We start from the raw sequence: 18,622 nt of genomic DNA, 5'->3' as shown, positions 1-18,622 counted from the left end.
GGGGTGGCGCCGGTCGGGACGAGGTCAGAAGAAGATGGACAGGTTGTGCGTGCCGATGACCGTCAGGTCGAGGTAGACGACCCGCTCGAGCAGCCGCAGGCCCTCGGCCTCGCGACGGAGGACGTCGTGCCGCTCACCGGAGAGGATCTGGGGCACGGTGTGGTCCTGGCGGGTGCGGTAGATCAGCAGATTGCTGCGGACGGCGAGCTTGTCGCCGTCGGCGTGGTGGCGCACCCGCACGTTGGTGATGAAGTGCCGGACTCGCGAGGGCGGGTCCTCGGCCCACGCGTACTTCGTCTCGTTGCGGGCGACCTTGCTGCTCAGCGAGCCGTAGTTCTCGTTGAGGTGGTAGGTGCCCGGCACGAAGCCCCGGCCCCGGGCCCGCTCCACGGTCTCGCGGAGCGGCAGCTGGTAGACGATGTCCCGGCTCACCATGGTCTCGAGCCACTCGCGCTCGCGGAGGTCGTCGAGCAGTTCGGCCTCCAGGGTGAGGAAGTCCGTGGCCTCGACGTGCTCCGGGCTGGCGATCGACAGCGGCACGGTGGCCAGCGCTGAGGCGGACGCAGTCATCGGGACATCCCTTCTGCATGCAAATTTGTATGTAAATAGTCTGACCCACACCCGGGCGGAGGACAAGTGGTGGGACCGAGATATTTGGTCCTGCCGGCGGCGCAACGGCGCCGCCGGCAGGACGGGGCGTCAGCGGGCGTGCTTGGTCCGGCGCGCGGTGGCGTCGGCATTGCAGACGGGGGCGTGACCGGCCGTCGGATCCCGGTCCATCTCCACGGCCACGTACGAGTCGTGGCAGACGTGACACTCGATCCAGGTCCGCTGCGGGTCCTCGACCTCGCTGCGCGGATCAGGGCCGCCGCGGACGGGCGAGGGCCGCAGCGTCACCAGCGCGGCATAGAGCACGACACTGATGACGAGGGCCGACAGCGGCGCGGTCTGGTTCCACACCGGCGCGACCGACGAGGACTCGGCGAGGAAGATGCCGACGGCCGACGACACCAGCCAGATGACCAGGCCTCCGGTCACGGCCGGGAGCCGCTGGGCCCGGAACTCCGGACCGGGGCGACGGTCGGCGGGGACGAGCGCGTAGTGGGTGAGGGTGATCCCGACCCAGCCGACGAAGAACACGCCCTGCCAGATGAGTGCCTGCTGGAGGTAGCTGAACACGTCCGTGAGCATCAGCAGGAAGACAACGAGCGTCGTGGCGACCACGAGCACCTGCCGTCGGACCTTGACCCCGAACAGGAAGCCGAGCAGTCGCTCGAAGTTGGACGAGGACTGGTAGTAGTTCAGGGTGTTGATGCGCGCCTGCGAGATCACGATGACGAGCAGGCCGCCGACCCCGAGCACGCCGATGATCGCCTGGACCACACCGGTCTCGGCGGTCGGGTTGTCGGGGAGCACGGACTGCACCAGGAAGATGCCGGCGAGGCCGTTGAGGGCGAACAGCCACGTGTAGAACACCCAGCCGAAGGTGACGTTCTTGTGGAAGCCGGCGTCCTCCACCTTCGCGAAGCGGGCGAAGTCGACCGTCGTCGGCATCGTGAGCCAGATGCCCATGTAGAGCACGGCACCGAGCAGCCAGCCGGGGATGGCGCGCGCCTCCGGCGGCACGACACCTTCGAAGCCGAGCCAGTCGGCGCTGGGGAACTGGATGGCGGCCGCGATGACCGCGGCGACGATGCCCACCGTGTAGAACGGCAGGAGGACGCCGTTCAGCTTGGCCATCCACGTCTGCACACTGCCGAGCATCAGGGGCAGCATGACCAGCGCGATGATCCCGTACCAGAGCCGGATGTCCCAGCTCGGCGTGTAGTGCTTGAACGCCACAGCCAGGGTGCTGCTCTCGAAGACCGCGTAGTACGTGGTGTTCGCGGCGATCAGCAGTGCGGTCAGCGACGCCCCGACCACGCCGAACATCCGGCGCGACAGCAGGGTGCTGTTGAGCCCGCTGGTCGCGGCCCAGCGGCTGTACAGCCCGTTCATCAGCGAGTAGCTGACGACGGAGATGCCGATGGCGATCAACGCGTCGCGAGTGCCGTACAGGGTCGAGGCCAGCGCACCGTAGAACAGCCAGACCATGGCACTGAGCAGCGACCAGAAAGACATGTTCAGCTGCCAGCGGCCCACGCGCGCCGTGAGCGGAACGACGTGGGTGCTGTAGTCGTCAGCCAGTTGCTTGGCGACGACGTCTGGATCGTCGGTGGTACGGGTGACCAGCGGTGGAGCCGAGAGATCGGGGGCGATGGCCATGCCTGCTCCTGGTTCGAGAGTGTTTGCACACACAAGTGGATGCAAATTTGTGTGTGGGAACTAACACCATCCGGACCATCGGTGTCAACGCCCTCCGTCCGACAAGTGGGGCGCCACTTGTGCACGTTTCATCCCACTCGGGCGCAGGCCTGAGACCCTCCTGGCTCCGGGGGGATCCGGATCCGGGAGGGACGCTCGGTCGGGCAGGCGGGACCGTCAGGCCCTCAGTCGGGAACGCGTTTCGGCACGCACCCGCTTCTCCTCCTCCGGCAGCACGAAGAGCGTGAGCTGCTCGCCGTCGGCGTCGGCCATGCGCAGGCACGTCTGTTCCCAGGGCGTGGCGGTGATCTCGCCGACGACCTCTGCCCCGGCCGCCTCCAGCCGTTCGGACAGGCCCCGGAGGCGGGCTACGTCCGAGACCTCGACCCGCAGGCCGTGGTCCCGGCCGAGCGTGGCGCCGGTCTCCGACTCGTCGACCAGTTCCCACTGGGCCTGGTCGAACAGTTCCACCGCAGCGAAGACGGCCCCGAAGAGGATGCCGCGCTGGCCGCCCGGATGGGTCCACTCGTCGACGACCCGCATCCCCAGCCCGTCCCGGTACAGGCGGACGGCCGAGTCGAGATCGGACACTTTCAGACAGATGCGCAACTCGTCGAAGGGTGCGGGATGCGCGACAGGCTCGAGCTCCGGCCTACTGACCAGCACATAGAGGTAACCGTCCGGCGCCCGGAAGTGCGACCACGCGGTGGCCCACGAGTCGGCCACGCCGTCGTGGACCTCCCCGACGAACTCGATGCCGCCGGCCTCGAGATGTGTCCGGACCTCCCGGACGTCGTCGACGACGATCCCGGCGACCGGGTGCTCGAAGAAGTCGTGCTCGCTGTCGGACGGCTTGAAGATCTCGAACGCGCTGCCGTCCGGGAACCGGAACACCCGTGCCCCAGCCTGCTCCCGCTCGAGCGGCAAGCCCAACTGGTCGGCCAAGAGGTGGGTCATCGCGTCCAAGCGGGGACTGCTGGAGCCGAGCCACCCCAATCCCAGGACTCTCATCGGCGAATCATTTGCATACAGTTGTGCATGTACTCATCGTCGCGATTCAGCAGTACCACGTCAAGGGTCCCGGCAAACCGCCCGCTTCCCCGGCGTCGTCCTGCTGCTCGGCGTACTAGCCGTCGGCCTGGTGGCCGCGCCTCCCCGACGGGTGGGCGCAGGTGTCAGAGCCCTACTGGTCGACGGTCACGTCGGCGAACGGCAGCTGCGGCTCGACCCACGGGAAGACGACGAACAGCAGCAGCGCGCAGATCGCCAGGACGAGCACCACCGCGATCGCGGTCCGGCTCGCCGTGTTCCCGGGCAGGTGCCGCCAGATCCAGCCGTACATCAGGTCCCCTCGTTCAGCGCCGGTGGCCCGGCGGGCGTGGTGGCCTTGGCGATGGCGCCACCGTCGAGCGCCGCGTGGATCACCAGTCGCTTGCGAGCGGAGTACTTCGGATGGCAGGTCGTCAGCGTCAGGTACGAGCCGGTGGGGGCCGCGTCCTCCCGGCCGCCCGGGGTCGGCGACAACACCTCGACGTCGTCCGGCGCGACGATCTCCTGCCCGGGGATGCCCGAGGGGTCGGCGTTCAGGTCGCCGGTGACGATGTTGCCGAGCACGCGGTACACGAACCAGCTGTCCACCGTCTCGACCACGATCGCATCGCCGGGGCGCAGCCGGTCGAGGTCCAGGAAGGGCGACCCCTTGCCGACGCGGTGGCCGGCCACGCCCATGTTGCCCGGCTGGCCGGGCAGCGCCGTCCCCTCGTAGTGCCCGGGGCCCTGACTGAGCTCCTTCTCGGCCGTGCCCTCGAGCACGACCCGCTGGTAGTCGCGGCCCAGCCGCGGGATGTACAGGACGGCGAACGCGTTGCCGCCGGTCAGATCGGCGCGCGGCGTCGCCGGCGTGGCGGGCGTGCGCTCCCACTGCGCGTGCAGCGACTGGCTCAGGTCACTCTGCTTGCCCTCGTTGAGCAGGTCGGTGACGAACAGCTCGTAGACGACGAACAGCAGGACGACGAGCCCGGCGGTGAGCAGCAGCTCGCCGGCCACCCCGGCGACGGAGGCCCACCGGGGGACGCGCGTGCGGCCCGGACGTGCGTGCGCCACGGAACTCCCGGAGGTCGGCGGAATGCGCCGGCGGTTCCGGCTGGTGGTCCTGCGGTCGATCGTAGGTCGGCGTCCGGGCACATCCGGGCAGGCGAAGGCGCTCGTCGGTCGTGGCTCCCGGAAATGCCGGAACCCGAGCCCCGCCCGTCTCGGGCGGAACTCGGGTTCCGGGTGGAGCGGTGGGATCAGGCGGCGGAACGGGCCGCCCGACGCCGGACGATGATCAGGCCGGCGCCGAGTGACACCCCGACCAGCCCGACGATCGACGGGAGTGCGACGTCGGCCCCGGTGTAGGCCAGCTGCGCCTTGCCGGAGCTGCTGACCGTCACGGCCAGGTTGACGTAGCGGACGTTCCCGGAGCTGTCGACGCCGGAGGCGACCAGCGTGTGGTTGCCGGCCGCGAGGCCCGCGGGCACGGTGACGGTCGCGGTGAAGTTGCCCGACGCGTCGGTGACGGTGGTGGTCAGCACCTGCGGCGTGGAGTAGATGGCCAGCGTGATCGTGGTGTTCGGGGCGTAGCCGCTGCCGCTCACGGTGATGGTCTTGCCGGGGGCGACGGTGCTCTTGGCGCCGGCGGGCAGGGTGAGGTCACCGTTCTTGGTCGGGACCGTGGCCGGGACCGACGGGTTCGGGACGACGTCGCTCTTGACCGTCGCCGCCTCGCCGTCGTTTCCCTTGGAGTCGACTGCATACACGTCGATCGTGTAGGGCCGCCCGGCCTGGATGGGCGCGGTGCAGGAGGTCGCCGCCGGGCCCGTCTTGCAGATGGTCGTCGGGCTCCAGCTCTGGGCGCCCGGGGCTGCGGGAATGTCGGCCTGCACCTCGTAACTGGCGATCGGGTAGGTGCCCGCCGCGGATCCGGTCCAGGTGATCTTCAGCGACGACGGGCCGACGACGACGGTCGGTGCCCCAGGTGCCCCGATCGGCTTGTAGGGCGTGCCGCTCATCGGGTCGGACGGGGCGCCGGGGCCGGAGGTGCCACTGACCCCGCGCACGCGGACGGCGTACGTCGTGCCGTTGGTGAGACCGCTCGCGATCTCGAAGCTGCCGTACCCACTGGACTCGTCGACCGTGGCGGGGAGCCAGCTGCCGCCGTCGAGGTTGTACTCCCAGTCGTCGGCCCAGTCGATCGGGTCGGTGTCGGCCGGGTCGTTCTGGTCGAACCAGACGTAGAGCGTCGCGTCGTCGCCCTGGACGTCCACGATCGTGGGCGCGTTGGGTGCGGCGTTGACGGCGAGGACCCCGCCGTCGGCAGCGGCGGCCGGCTCGGCCGGGTCGGCGTGCGCCACCCCGGTGACGCCGAGAAGTGCGGTGGACAGTCCGATCGTGCCCGCGGCGAGGAAGCCGAACACGCGTCGGGACGGAGACGTGAGACGCACGTCGACTCCCTTGATCGTCCCGGATGCGCCGGGGCGTCGCCCGGGATTCCGGACGGGGCACAAGACCACGCCGGAACGGGACCGCCCGGTGTCGCCACGCCTCACAGGAATCTTGGTGCTCCGCGTGACCCGATCGTTATGAACTGGGGAAATCGCTGGTCAGGCGCGCGCCCGATCCAGTGGAGATCCGACGAAACCGGGCGGCCCGCTTGTGGGAAAGCGCCCCGCCCCCCGATCAGAGGGGGCGGATCGTCCCCACGACGTGCTCGGTCCCGCTCGTGGCACTACGGACGGCGAAGTCCCACCCGCCGCCGGCCTGCGCGGTCGACAGGGTGACCGTGCTGGGGAGGAACAGCGGCTTGCGGAAGCTGACGTCCAGGCTCAGCTCGTCGGGCAGCCGGCCGGAGAGCGCTCCGAGCACGCGGGCCTTCACCCACATGCCGTGCGCGATCGCCCGCTTGAATCCGAACGCCTTCGCGGTCAGCCCCGACAGGTGGATCGGGTTCACGTCGCCGGAGACCTTCGCGTAGCGGCGGCCGGCGTCGTCCGGGATGCGCCACGTGGCCGACACCCGCTCGAGATCGCTGACGGGCACCTCGATCTCGGCCTCCGGAGCACCGTCGGGGGCCTTCGCCCCGCGGGACAGGTACGTCGACGTCGACCGCCAGACCTCCTCCCCACCGGCCGTCACGGTCGCGCGGAGGTCGACCGCGGCGCCACTGCGGTGCCGGGCGTAGTTGTCCGCCCAGACCTCCAGATCCAGCGGCTCAGCAGCGCCGATGGCGCGCAGCACCTCGATCCGGTTGCGCACGTGCACGAGCCCCGGCAGCGCCAGCGGGAACGACCGGTCGGTCATCAGCTGCATCTGCAGCGGGAACGTGAGCATGTGCGGGTACGTCGCCGGAAGGACGTCGTTCAGCGGAAGCCGGCAGACCCGGGCGTACTCGGCCAGGTGCGCCGGGTCGACGGTGACCCCGTTGCGCGCGAGGTGGTCGTCCGGCAGGCCGCCGCCGCGACCGAACGCGGTGACGGCGGCCAGCGCATACAGCTTGCCGAGGTTCGGGGCGCTGTCGAGGACGGTCGTGGTCATCACGCCCCCAGCAGCGACTGACCGCACACCCGCACGGTCTGGCCGTTGACCCCGCCGCTGCCCGGCTGCGACAGCCAGGCGATGGTCTCGGCCACGTCCACCGGCAGGCCGCCCTGCTGCAGCGAGTTCAGCCGCGACCCGACCTCCCGGGTGACGAGCGGCATCTTCGCCGTCATCTCGGTGACGATGAAGCCCGGCGCGACGGCGTTGATGGTCGCCTTGCGCTCGGCGAACTGCGGCGCCCACGCCCGCACCATGCCGATGACGCCCGCCTTCGACGCGGCGTAGTTCGTCTGGCCGCGGTTGCCCGCGATGCCCGACTGCGAGGAGACGCAGACGACGCGCGCGTCCGGCTTCAGCACGCCGTCGGCGTCGAGCAGGGCCTGGGTGATGTCCAGCTGCGCCTGCAGGTTCACGGCCATGACCGAGTTCCAGCGGGCCGGGTCCATGTTCACCAGCAGCTTGTCGCGGGTGATGCCGGCGTTGTGGACGACGATGTCGACGCCGCCATGGCGCTCCTTCAGGTGCTCGACGAGCCGCTGCGGGGCGTCGTCGGCGGTGATGTCGAGCTGGAGCGCCGTCCCGCCGACCTCGTTGGCGACGCCGGCCAGCGAGTCACCGGCGGCCGGGATGTCGACGGCGACCACGTGGGCGCCGTCCCGGGCCATGACCTCGGCGATCGCCGCACCGATGCCCCGCGCGGCCCCCGTGACCACGGCAACCTTGCCGGCCAACGGCTTCGCGGCGTCCTCGTCGGCCGGGAGGTCCGACGCCGAGAGCGTCACCGCCTGGCCGTCGACGTAGGCCGACCGGCCGGACAGGAAGAACGTCACCGGGGACGCGATCGAGCCCTCGGCACCCTCGGGCACGTACAGCAGGTTCGCCGTCGAGCCGTTCAGCAGCTCCTTGCCGATGGAGCGGACCAGTCCGTCCAGCGCCTGGCGTGCGGCCGCCTGGGCCGGCGAATCGGCCTCCGACGGCGGGTCGGCCAGGATCAGCACCCGCCCGGTGGCCCGCAGCCGCTTGATCGCCGGGGACAGGAAGTCGTGCGCGCTCGCCAGGTCGGCCGGCGTCCGCAGGCCCGTCGCGTCGAGGATCACCGCGGCGGGCTTCTCGCCGTCCGTGGCCCCGTCGGCGGTGACCGGCGACTGCACGTGCACGCCCTCGGCGCGCAGCAGCGAGGTCAGCGCGTCGCGCAGCCGGCCCTCCCCCGCCGAGCCGATGACCGCCGGGCCGGGCAGCAGCGGCTGCCCCGGCTCGTACCGCCGGAGGACGGCGGGCCGCGGCAGGCCGAGCTGCTTGGTGATGGTCGTGCCGACGCCGGAGTTGGCGAAGTTGCGGTACCAGTCGGTCACTGGGGAGTTCTTCCTTCCGAAATTCCGACGGTTAGTGCACAAACCGTCGGGAGGGGTCAGGACTCGAGGATGGCGACGACGCCCTGGCCGCCGGCTGCGCAGATCGAGATCAGGCCGCGCTTGCCGGGGCCCGCCTCGTGCATCTGCTTGGCCAGCTGGGCGACGATCCGCCCACCGGTCGCGGCGAACGGGTGCCCCGCCGCCAGGGACGAACCGTTGACGTTCAGCTTCGACCGGTCGATCGAGCCCAGCGGGGCGTCCAGGCCGAGCTTGCCCTTGCAGAACGCCGGGTCCTCCCACGCCTTCAGCGTCGAGAGCACCGTGGAGGCGAATGCCTCGTGGATCTCGTAGAAGTCGAAGTCCTGCAGGCTCAGACCGTTGCGGGCGAGCATCACCGGCATCGCGTAGACCGGCGCCATCAGCAGGCCCTCGCCACCGTGCACGTAGTCGACGGCGGCGGTCTGGGCATCGATCAGGTGGGCCAGCACTGGCAGGCCCTGGTCGGCGGCCCACTCGTCGGACGCCAGCAGGACGGCGGAGGCGCCGTCGGTCAGCGGGGTCGAGTTCGCTGCCGTCATCGTCGCGCCCTCGCCCTTGCCGAACACCGGCTTGAGCGTGGCCAGCTTCTCGACGCTCGAATCCGGCCGCAGGTTGTTGTCGCGGCTGAGACCCAGGTACGGCGTCACCAGGTCGTCGAAGAACCCACGGTCGTAGGCGGCGGCCATGTTGTGGTGCGAGCGGACGGCGAGCTCGTCCTGCTCCTCGCGGCCGATCTCCCACTCCTTCGCGGTGATCGCGGCGTGGTCACCCATCGCCAGGCCGGTGCGCGGCTCGGCGTTGCGCGGGATCTCCGGCACGAGCTGGCCGGGACGGATCCGCGCGAGCGCCTTGAGCCGGTCCTGCAGGGTCTTGGCGTTGTTCAGGCTGATCAGCACGCGGCGCAGGTCGTCACCCACGGCGAGCGGGGCGTCGGACGTGGTGTCGACGCCACCGGCGATGCCGGACTCGATCTGCCCCAGCGCGATCTTGTTCGCGACCAGGATCGCGGCCTCGAGGCCGGTGCCGCACGCCTGCTGCACGTCGTAGGCCGGCGTCGTCGCCGACAGCTTCGAGCCCAGGACGCTCTCGCGGGTGAGGTTGAAGTCGCGGGAGTGCTTGAGGACGGCGCCGGCGACGACCTCGCCCAGCTGCTTGCCCTGCAGGCCGAAGCGGGCGACCAGCCCGTCCAGCGTCGCGGTGAGCATGTCCTGGTTCGACGCCTGCGCGTACGCGGAGTTGGAGCGGGCGAACGGGATCCGGTTCCCGCCGACGATCGCGGCCTTGCGGGTCGGGGCTGCCATCGGAACCTCCGGGGTCGGTGGAGCGGCCGAGTTGGCCGGTACTGAGAGTACGCGGTACTGTCCGTCACATGAAAGCCGAGGTGGTGAGACCTCCGTCGCAGGACAAGATCGCTGATGCACGTGATCGCCGCGACTCGAGATGGGACGAACACCGGCGCCTGCGCCGGGAACAACTCGTCGAGGCGACCCTGGCGGCCGTCGGACGGCACGGCGCCGGTGTCGGCATGGAGGAGATCGCGGCCGAGGCCGGCACCAGCAAGACCGTCGTCTACCGGCACTTCGCCGACCGGTCGGAGCTGTACGTCGCGGTCTGCAACCGGGTCGCCTCGCAGCTGCTGCCCAAGCTGCGCACCGCGATCGAGGGCGGCAGCAGCCATCCGCGCACGATGGTGGCCGCGGCGATCGACACCTACCTCGCGTTCATCGAGACCGATCCGCAGCTCTACCGGTTCGTCGTCCACCAGCAGACGCTCGACCGGCCGACGACCGACCCGATCGACAACCTCTCCGACCTCGTGGCGCAGCAGGCGGCGGCCGCGATCTCGGTGGCGCTGCAGCAGGCCGGGCACGATCCGGCCGCCGCGGCGCCCTGGGGCCACGGCGTCGTCGGCCTTGTCCGAGCCGCCGCCGACTGGTGGCTTCGGGCCGATCGCCCCATGCTCCGCACGGAACTCGCAGCTCACCTGACCGATCTCGCCTGGGCCGGCCTGTCCGGCGTCGTGACCCCCGAAGCCCCGATCCGCATGGAGGGAAAGTGACCAGCACAGTGCCGACCACCGTCGACCCCACGGCGATCCAGGAGGTCCTGGACGGGCGATGGGCCCACGTGCGCAAGGACGCCCGCGAGAACCTCGACGACCCGGACTTCCTGCCGACCTACGGCGAGAACGTCACCGAGGCGCGCGAGCGGGTCACTCGCGCGGCGAAGAAGCTCGCCGACTCCGGCCGGGTGGGCTTCGGGTTCCCCAAGGAGTACGGCGGCGAGGACGACTCCGGCGGCTCGGTCACCTCGATCGAGATGCTCGCGTTCGGCGACCTGTCGCTCATGGTCAAGGCCGGCGTCCAGTGGGGCCTGTTCGGCGGCGCACTGCAGCTGCTCGGCACCAGGGAGCAGCACGACCGGTACCTGCGCGACGTCATGAGCTTCGACCTGCCGGGCTCCTTCGCGATGACCGAGACCGGGCACGGGTCCGACGTCCAGCAGCTGCGGACGACGTGCACCTACGACCCCGACACCGAGACCTTCGACCTGCACACGCCGCACCAGGCCGCCCGCAAGGACTACATCGGCAACGCCGCCAAGGACGGCCGCATGGCGGTCGTCTTCGCGCAGCTGATCACGCAGGGCAAGAACCACGGCGTGCACGCCTGGCTGGTGCCGATCCGCAACGCGGACGGCACGCCCTGCCCCGGCGTCACGATCGAGGACGACGGCGCCAAGGCCGGCCTCAACGGCGTGGACAACGGGCGGCTGACGTTCGATCACGTGACGGTCCCGCGTGACATGCTGCTCAACCGTTACGGCCAGGTCGCCGCCGACGGCACGTACACGTCGAGCATCGAGAACGAGACCCGACGGTTCTTCACCATGCTCGGCACGCTGGTGCGCGGCCGCGTCAGCGTCGGCGGCTCCGCGTCGTCGGCCACCAAGCTGGCCCTCGACATCGCCGTCCGCTACGGCAACGTGCGCCGCCAGTTCGCCGCACCCGGCGAGGACCGCGAGATCGTCATCAACGACTACCTGGTGCACCAGCGCAAGCTGCTGCCCGCGCTGGCCACCACCTACGCGCTGCACTTCGCGCAGAGCGAGCTGGTGGAGACCATGCACGACGTCCAGAGCGCCGAGGACCTCGACGAGGAGGCGCAGCGCGAGCTGGAGTCCCGCGCCGCGGGGCTCAAGGTGGCGCAGACCTGGCACGCGACCAGGACGATCCAGATGTGCCGCGAGGCGTGCGGTGGTGCGGGTTATCTGCAGGAGAACCGGCTGCCGCACCTCAAGGCCGACACCGACGTCTTCACCACGTTCGAGGGCGACAACACCGTCCTGCTCCAGCTGGTCGCCAAGGGCCTGCTGACCGGCTACCGCGACGCGTTCGGCTCGCTGGAGGGCTGGGGGAAGGTCGGCTTCATCGCCGACATGGTCCGGGAGACCGTCCTGGAGCGGACGGCGGCCCGCGCGCTCATCGCCCGGCTCATCGACTCGGTCCCCGGGCGGGACGACGAGGTGCCGATGCTCGACCGCGGCTGGCAGCTGAAGATGTTCGAGTTCCGCGAGAAGCACTCGCTCGAGGGCGCGATCCGGCGGCTGCGCAAGAACTCGACCACCGAGGGCATGGCGCCGTTCGACATGTTCAACGACGTGCAGGACCACGTCCTCAAGACAGCGCAGACGCACATCGAGCGCGTCGTCCTGGAGGCCTTCGTCGCCGGCGTCGACCGGACGCCGGACACCGACGCCAAGGCGCTGCTGGACAAGCTGTGCGACCTCTACGCACTCTCGGCGATCGAGGCGGACAAGGCCTGGTTCCTCGAGCACGGCCAGCTCACCCCGGCCCGCGCCAAGCTGCTCACGTCGACGGTGAACCAGCTGCACAAGGAGCTGCGGCCGCACATGACCACCCTCGTCGACGCGTTCGCGATCCCCGCGGCGTGGAAGAAGGCGCAGATCCTCGAGGAGGAGGCCGACCGCCAGGAGGCCATGGCCGCCCGCGACGCCGAGGTGCGCACCGAGGCCGAGGGCCGGCAGGCGTCCACGGACAGCGCCACCGACCTCGAGGTGGCGCCCGCCCAGTAAGTGTCCCGGGCAGTTGAGCTCTGCTCCGCCCGTGTCAGCAGAGCTCAACTGTCCGCGGGGCAGGTCGGTCCGGCCCGGCACCAGGCCGGAGAATGACCGCCCGTGGAGATCCTCGCCGTCGTGGAGGCGCTGCGGGTGCCGGCCGCGATCGACCTCGCGGCCATCGTCGTCGGCGCACTCACCGGTGGTCTCCTCGCCGCACGGGAGGGGTTCGCCGTCTCCGGCGTCCTGCTGCTGGCGGTCAGCGGTGGGCTCGGCGGCGGCTTGATCCGCGACGTCCTGCTGGCCGACGGGCCACCGGTCGCACTGACCAACCGGGCCTACCTGCCGGCCGTCGCGATCACCGCCACGGTCACCTTCTTCTTCTCCGGCTGGCTGTCCCGGCTGACCGGGCTGCTGGTCGTCCTGGACGCCGCCACGCTGGGCCTGTTCACGGTGATCGGGGCGCAGAAGGCCCAGCTCGCCGGCCTGCCCAGCGCCTCGGTGGTCTTCATCGGCACGCTCACGGCGGTCGGGGGGGCCGTCATCCGCGACGTGCTGCTGGCCCAGCGCGCCGACATCGTGCAGCCGGGCCCGTACAACGCCGTCGCCGCGCTCATCGGGGCCGCCGTCCTCACCGTGCTGGCCGGGCCGCTCGGCCTCGCCCCGCTGCCGGTCGCGGCCGTCGTCATCGTGCTGGTCACCGGACTGCGGCTGCTGTCGGTGTGGCGCGGTTGGGAGGCCCCGGTGGCGGTCGACCTGCCGCTGCACGCCCGCAACCGGCTCGGCCGGCGCCGGGACCGCGACCGGCCCTGAGGTCAGGCCCGGCTGCCGGCCTCGGGCAGCACGTCGGGCGCGGGCTCGATGTTCGGCGGCACGCGCTGCGGGCCCGCCTCCGCGGGGCGCGGCTCGTCCTGGGGGTGCAGCCGCAGCGCGAGCATGGCGACGTCGTCCTGGGCGTCGGGCAGGAACAGCCGCTCGAGCACCTCGTCGCACAGCCGGTCCAGCGGGAGGTCGGCGCAGCCCTGGAGCACCGCGCACAGCTCCTTGGCCCCGGCGTCGAGGTCGCGGTCGCGGCGCTCGACGAGTCCGTCGGTGTAGAGCAGCACGGTCGACCCGGCCTCGAGGACGGTCACGTGTTCGCTCCGGACGCTCGCGGGGTCGACCCCGAGCAGCAGCTCGGGCGCCTCGTCGTCGAGCAGCCGGGCGGTGCCGTCGGGGCTCAGCACGGCGGCGGGGGGATGACCGGCACTGGACCAGCGCAGCCGGACCCGGCCGCCGTGCAGGTCGTCGGTGTCCTGCTCCAGCCGGGCGACGAGCGCGGTGGCCATCGTGTCCAGGGCCAGGCCCTCGATTGCCCGGTCGAGCTCGGTCAGCACCTCGGCGGGGGATCCTCCGCTGGAGAATCCGATGCCGCGCAGCAGGCCGCGCACCTGGCCCATCGCCGCGGCGGCACGGGTGTCGTGGCCGACGACGTCGCCGATCGCGATCACCGTGGCGCCGTCCGGCTGGAGGAACGCGTCGTACCAGTCGCCGCCGATCTCGGCCCCCGCCGCAGCGGGCCGGTAGCGGACGACGATGTGCGAGTGGTCCGGCTCCGGCGGATCGGTGAGCATGCTGCGCTGCAGCGTCTCGGCGAGATCCCGCTGCTGGCTGAACAGCCGTGCGTGGTGCAGCGCCAGGCCCGCCCGCAGCCCGATCTCGATCGCGGTGTCGACCTGGGCGGCGCTGAGCGCGCCGCGCTCCTCGCGGTTGAACAGGCCCAGGGCGCCCAGGGTCTGGCCACGGGCGACGAGCGGGACGACGACCGCGGACCCCGCGCCCAGGCGGGCCAGCGCCTCGCGGGCCGCGAGGTCGGGCAGCGCCCTCTCGACCTCGTCCCACTCGATCCTGTCCACGACGATCGGCCGCCCGGTACGGGTGACCTGGCGCGCCCCGGCCTCGTCGGTCATGACGCTGACCATGGCGCGCACGTACGCCGCCACCTCCGCCTTGCGGGCCGGGTTGCGGTGCGCGCTGGCCATCTCGTGCAGCCGGCCCTGCTCGTCGGTGACCACGAGCCAGCACCAGTCGCCCAGATCCGGCACCACCAGCTCGGCGAGCTCCTCCACCTGCTGGTCGATGTCGAGCGTGCCGGAGAGGATCCGGCCGGCCTCCGCGAGCAGCTGCAGCCGCTGGTTCGCCTCGGTCATCGCCGTGACCGCGCTCGCCCGCGCCCGGTCGGCCTGCAACCGGGAGACGCTCAGCGCGATCTGGGCGGCGAGCGCCTCCAGCACCTCGACGTCGTCGGCGGGGAACGGGTGCTCGGTGGACCAGAGCGGCACGAACGCCCCGAGCACCTGCCCCTCCACCCGCAACGGCAGGGCGGCGAGCGCGCCGATGCCCAGCACGTCCAGGCCTTCCCGCACCGCCGGGAACCGCGCAAGCGCCTCCTGACGGTCGGCCAGCAGGACCCGTCGGCCGTGCATCGCGGCGTACTGCGTGGGCTGGGTGTCGTCCAGCTCGATCTCGACGCCGGCGACGGTGTAGTCGACGTGCACCTGGATCTCGTCCTCGAGCCGGTTGGTCATGTGCAGCCGCAGCGGACCGCCGGCGGAGTCGAAGATGGCCAGGGCGCTGCTCTGCGCGCCGAGCACCTGGGCCCCGCGCTGCACGATCTCCGGCAGGTCCTCCAGCCGGGCCGCGTTGCTGAGCTCCGCGGCGACCTCGGCGAGCGCCGTCGCGCGGTGGAAGGCGTTCAGCCGGGCCTCGGCCTCGCGGCGGGCGTCGGTGACGTCGAGGACGGTGCCCAGGATGCGCACCGGCTCGTCGTCGGCGTTGACCAGGACCCGGCCACGCGACACCGTCCAGCGCCACTCGCCGCTGCGGGCGTGCAGCGTGCGCAGCTCGACGGTGTACTGGGCCCGGGCGTCGATCGCGGCCTGCATCGCCTCCTGGGCGGACTCCTGGTCGTCGGGGTGCACGTGCTCGGCGAACAGCCGGTCCATCGGGATGGTCCGCGCACCCTCGAGGCCGAAGATCGCCGCACACCGCTGGTCCCAGTCGATGACCCCGCGGAGGAGGTCGACCTCCCAGATGCCGATCGAGGCGGCCTCCATGGCGACGTCCAGCCGGGCCAGCGACGTGCCCACCGCGGTCCGGGCCGCCGCGAGCTCCAGCTCGGCGACCACCGAGGCGGCGAGCTGCTCGAGCAGCTTGACCTCGTCCGGTGACCAGTCGCGAGGCGCGGGGTCGTAGGCCGTCAGGACGCCGACGACGTGTCCGGAGTCGGCGATCAGCGGGGCACCGCAGTAGGCCCGGACCTGCCCTGACGTGACCGCCGGCAGGTTCGCCACCCGCTCGTCGAGGGCGGCATCGGCGATCGGCAGCGACTTCCGCTGGCGCACGGTGATGGCCGAGAGCGCACCGGTCAGGAGCGCCGGCCCGCCGACGACGCCCGGCGGCAGACCGAACCCTCCGACGACGGTGTCCTGGTCGGTGAACAGGGTGACCTTCGCGTGGCCGACCCCGAGCAGGCGGGCGGCCAGGGCGGAGAGGCGGTCGTAGGCAGCCGGACCGCCGACCTCGACGAAGAGGCGGCGGGCGGCGGCGATGCGGTGCTGGTCCTGCAGCGGGTCGGTCTCGGTCGCGTCGGGGTCGTCGGGTAACGCCATGCCGGACCCCCCTCCGTGCCCGTCGCGAGCGCCCGGCGGGCGCATGTCGGGCCCCATGCTGGCACGCCCAGCGCAGGACGCCGGAGCAGCGCCCGGAAACCGATCATGCTCTCTCCCCCTGTGGGGTGAGCGGGCCGACCACGGATCAAGCACCGCGCGGCGGGGACCGATGGTTCCCCCATGCTCGGCACGCGAACGGGGCGGCTGCCCGACTGCCGTCCCCTGCTGGCCGACCCCGACGACCTGACTCTCGTCTTCCAGCCGATCGTCGACCTGGCCGCGGCCACCGTGGCCGGCTACGAGGCGCTGGCCCGGTTCCCGGGCTCGGCCGGCCCCGATGTCTGGTTCGCCGCCGCGGCCGAGGCGGGGATCGCCGCGGAACTCGAGGCGCTGGCGATCCACAAGGCGCTGGCCGCCGTCCCCGCCCTGCCGCCGGACACCTTCCTGACGGTCAACGTCAGCCCGCACATCCTCGGCTCCACACCCGTCCAGACCGCCCTCGCCACCCGGGACGACCTCCGCCGGGTCGTGGTCGAGCTGACCGAGCACACACCCGTGCCCGATCTCGCCGCGCTGCGCCGCCAGTGCGACGAGCTGCGCATGCGCGGAGCGCTCATCGCCCTCGACGACGCGGGCAGCGGCTACTCCGGCCTGCAGCAGCTCGCGGCCCTGCGCCCCCAGGTGGTGAAGCTCGACCGCGCTCTGGTCAGCGACGCCGACACCGATCCGGTGCGGGTGGCCCTGGCCGAGATGCTCGGTGAGTTCGCCGGCCGGATCGACGCCTGGCTGCTCGCCGAGGGCATCGAGACCCCCGCCGAGCTCGCCGCGTTCGCCCAGCTCGGCGTCCCGCTGGCGCAGGGCTGGCTGCTGGGCCGCCCCACTCCCGGCTTCGCCGCGCTGTCCCCCGAGGCCACCGAGATGGTGCGCACCCACGTCGCGCGCGCCCGGATCACCGACAGCGTCGCCGGTCTGGTGCGCCCGGTGCGCCAGCAGTCGCCGGACGAGGACATGCCCGCCGTCCCGCCGGTCGTCCTGCTCGGCAGCCAGGGGGAGCCGACCGGCCTGCTCCTGCACGACGCACGCACCGGTGAGGCGTACACCGCGCCGGTGTCGCTGCGGGTGCATCCGACGACCGGCATCACCGAGGCGTTGCAGCGGGCGCTCACCCGCGTCCCCGCCGTCCGCTTCGACCCGGTGCTGTGCACCGACGCCCACGGCGACGTCGTCGGTCTGCTGCGCGTCGAGGACCTCGCGTCCGCCGCGCCGAAGGCCCGCTGACCCCCAGACCCCGGCGCGCCCCCGCGACCGGTCGCCCCACCGACCCCTAGGAGACCCCCATGAAGACCTTCGCCTGCGGAGACGTGATCCCCGGCTGCGGCGCGCGCTTCTCGGCCGCCGACGAGGACGGGATCTTCGCCCAGGTCGCCGGCCACGCGGCCGCCGACCACGGCGTCACCGACATCACCCCGGAACTGGTGCAGGCGGTCCGCGACCGCATCGTCTCCGTCTGACATCCGGCAGTTAGTGCACTAACCGACGCGACGGTTAGTGCACTAACTGCTGCTCGACGCCTCGGTCAGGGCCTGGAGTTCGTCGTCGGCGAGCACCAGGTCCTGCATCGGGAGCAGGTCGGCCAGCTGGTCCAGGTTCCGCGCGCTCGCGATCGGCGCGACCACGGTCGGCTGCTCGGCCAGCCAGCGCAGCGCCACCGCCGGCATCGGCACGTCGTGCGCCCGGGCGACGTCGGCAAGCACGGTGAGCACGCGGTCACCCCGCTCCCCCACGTAGACCGACGCGCCCTCCGCCCGCGGCGAGTCGATCTGCGTTCCCGGCCGGTATTTCCCGGTCAGGAATCCCTTCGCCAGGCTGTAGTACGGCAGGACACCGAGCTGCTGCTCCTGTGCGAGCGGCTGGAGCTCGGGCTCGAAGGCATCGCGCTCCATCAAGTTGTAGTGCGTCTGCAGTGCCGCATAGCGCGCCACACCCAGCCGGCCGGAGGTCTCCAGCGCCTCGGTCAGCCGCTGCGCCGAGTAGTTCGACGCCGCCACGTACCGCACCTTCCCGGCCTGCACGAGCTCGTCGAACGCGGTGAGGGTTTCCTCCAGGGGAGTCGTCTCGTCGTCGTAGTGCGCGTAGTAGAGGTCGATCCGGTCGGTCTGCAGGTTGCGCAGCGACCGCTCGGCCGCGGCGTGGATCTCGCCGGCCGCCAGCGGGTGCTCCTTGCCGGTGCGTGACGCCTTGGTGGCGACGACGATGCCGTCCCGGTTGCCGCGCGCGGCCATCCAGTCGCCGAGTATCCGCTCGGACTCGCCCTTGGTGTAGTTCTCGGCGGTGTCGACGAACGGCCGTTCGGTGCTCGGCGTCGCGTCGACGTACCGGTCGAGCATCGCGAAGGACGTCGCCGCGTCCGCCGTCCAGCCGAAGACGTTGCCGCCCAGGCACAGCGCGCTGACGTCGAAATTCGTTCCGGGCAGCCGGGGCATGGCCTCCACGCTAACCCGGCCCTCCTGCAGGGGCCCGTCGCGAGCTGGCGAGCGATGGGGGGCAGGAGGGTCCTTCTGTTGTGGCGGGTGGGGTGCACGGGTCGTCTGCAGGGGCCGAAAGGACCCCCCGCTGGCCAGATCC

Annotated in this window: 16 protein-coding genes; 5 read left to right on the top strand and 11 right to left on the bottom strand. The window is 71.7% G+C overall.

What is annotated here, in order from left to right:
- Positions 1-24: 24 nt before the first annotated feature.
- From AC2H4J_RS00485 to AC2H4J_RS00445, 9 genes are all read right to left on the bottom strand, one after another.
- Positions 25-570: an aromatic-ring-hydroxylating dioxygenase subunit beta gene (locus tag AC2H4J_RS00485; protein WP_487462860.1), complete on the bottom strand. Its 546-nt coding sequence runs from the start codon at positions 568-570 to the stop codon at positions 25-27.
- A 129-nt stretch (positions 571-699) separates the two neighbouring features.
- Complete coding sequence (locus AC2H4J_RS00480) at positions 700-2,265, bottom strand: purine-cytosine permease family protein (protein ID WP_487462859.1); 1,566 nt, start codon at positions 2,263-2,265, stop codon at positions 700-702.
- Between the two features lie 216 nt (positions 2,266-2,481).
- The gene (locus AC2H4J_RS00475; RefSeq protein WP_487462858.1) at positions 2,482-3,315 is read right to left on the bottom strand and encodes a VOC family protein; all 834 of its coding nucleotides are present in this window, start codon (positions 3,313-3,315) and stop codon (positions 2,482-2,484) included.
- A 172-nt stretch (positions 3,316-3,487) separates the two neighbouring features.
- Positions 3,488-3,646 carry a hypothetical protein gene (locus AC2H4J_RS00470; protein ID WP_487462857.1) on the bottom strand — a complete coding sequence of 53 codons (159 nt, stop codon included), beginning with the start codon at positions 3,644-3,646 and terminating at the stop codon, positions 3,488-3,490.
- Positions 3,646-4,407: a class E sortase gene (locus AC2H4J_RS00465; RefSeq protein WP_487462856.1), complete on the bottom strand. Its 762-nt coding sequence runs from the start codon at positions 4,405-4,407 to the stop codon at positions 3,646-3,648. Before AC2H4J_RS00465 ends, AC2H4J_RS00470 begins: the two co-directional genes overlap by 1 nt.
- A gap of 185 nt (positions 4,408-4,592) precedes the next feature.
- Complete coding sequence (locus AC2H4J_RS00460; RefSeq protein ID WP_487462855.1) at positions 4,593-5,786, bottom strand: hypothetical protein; 1,194 nt, start codon at positions 5,784-5,786, stop codon at positions 4,593-4,595.
- 235 nt (positions 5,787-6,021) lie between these two features.
- A complete protein-coding gene (locus tag AC2H4J_RS00455) occupies positions 6,022-6,876 on the bottom strand; it encodes a MaoC family dehydratase (protein ID WP_487462854.1) in 855 nt (284 codons plus the stop codon).
- Positions 6,876-8,231, bottom strand: coding sequence for a 3-oxoacyl-ACP reductase (locus AC2H4J_RS00450; protein WP_487462853.1), 1,356 nt, complete (start codon positions 8,229-8,231; stop codon positions 6,876-6,878). The genes AC2H4J_RS00455 and AC2H4J_RS00450 overlap by 1 nt, the downstream gene beginning before the upstream one ends.
- Before the next feature lie 56 nt (positions 8,232-8,287).
- A complete protein-coding gene (locus tag AC2H4J_RS00445) occupies positions 8,288-9,571 on the bottom strand; it encodes an acetyl-CoA C-acetyltransferase (protein WP_487462852.1) in 1,284 nt (427 codons plus the stop codon).
- Positions 9,572-9,639: 68 nt separating this feature from the next.
- Between AC2H4J_RS00445 and AC2H4J_RS00440 the strand changes: the two genes are divergently transcribed.
- The 3 genes from AC2H4J_RS00440 (at position 9,640) to AC2H4J_RS00430 (ending at position 13,160) form a co-directional block, all read left to right on the top strand.
- Positions 9,640-10,329, top strand: a complete 690-nt coding sequence (locus tag AC2H4J_RS00440) for a TetR family transcriptional regulator (RefSeq protein WP_487462851.1) — start codon at positions 9,640-9,642, stop codon at positions 10,327-10,329.
- The gene (locus AC2H4J_RS00435; RefSeq protein WP_487462850.1) at positions 10,326-12,365 is read left to right on the top strand and encodes an acyl-CoA dehydrogenase family protein; all 2,040 of its coding nucleotides are present in this window, start codon (positions 10,326-10,328) and stop codon (positions 12,363-12,365) included. Before AC2H4J_RS00440 ends, AC2H4J_RS00435 begins: the two co-directional genes overlap by 4 nt.
- 102 nt (positions 12,366-12,467) lie before the next feature.
- Positions 12,468-13,160 carry a trimeric intracellular cation channel family protein gene (locus AC2H4J_RS00430; protein WP_487462849.1) on the top strand — a complete coding sequence of 231 codons (693 nt, stop codon included), beginning with the start codon at positions 12,468-12,470 and terminating at the stop codon, positions 13,158-13,160.
- Between the two features lie 2 nt (positions 13,161-13,162).
- Here AC2H4J_RS00430 and AC2H4J_RS00425 read toward each other — a convergent pair whose 3' ends face one another.
- Positions 13,163-15,997 carry a SpoIIE family protein phosphatase gene (locus AC2H4J_RS00425; protein ID WP_487462848.1) on the bottom strand — a complete coding sequence of 945 codons (2,835 nt, stop codon included), beginning with the start codon at positions 15,995-15,997 and terminating at the stop codon, positions 13,163-13,165.
- Between the two features lie 180 nt (positions 15,998-16,177).
- On the opposite strand from AC2H4J_RS00425, the gene AC2H4J_RS00420 reads away from it, so the two are divergent.
- Both AC2H4J_RS00420 and AC2H4J_RS00415 read left to right on the top strand, forming a co-directional pair.
- Positions 16,178-17,275, top strand: a complete 1,098-nt coding sequence (locus tag AC2H4J_RS00420) for an EAL domain-containing protein (RefSeq protein ID WP_487462847.1) — start codon at positions 16,178-16,180, stop codon at positions 17,273-17,275.
- 59 nt (positions 17,276-17,334) lie between these two features.
- The gene (locus AC2H4J_RS00415) at positions 17,335-17,508 is read left to right on the top strand and encodes a DUF1059 domain-containing protein (protein WP_487462846.1); all 174 of its coding nucleotides are present in this window, start codon (positions 17,335-17,337) and stop codon (positions 17,506-17,508) included.
- 42 nt (positions 17,509-17,550) lie between these two features.
- Here the strand turns inward: AC2H4J_RS00415 and AC2H4J_RS00410 are convergent, their stop codons facing one another.
- Positions 17,551-18,480: an aldo/keto reductase gene (locus AC2H4J_RS00410; protein WP_487462845.1), complete on the bottom strand. Its 930-nt coding sequence runs from the start codon at positions 18,478-18,480 to the stop codon at positions 17,551-17,553.
- Between the last annotated feature and the right edge of the window lie 142 nt (positions 18,481-18,622).

It is taken from the genome of Blastococcus sp. OS1-29 (genome assembly GCF_057628075.1).
The sequence above is the reverse complement of the archived record's forward strand: the minus strand, read 5'-3'. Positions and strand labels throughout refer to the sequence as shown.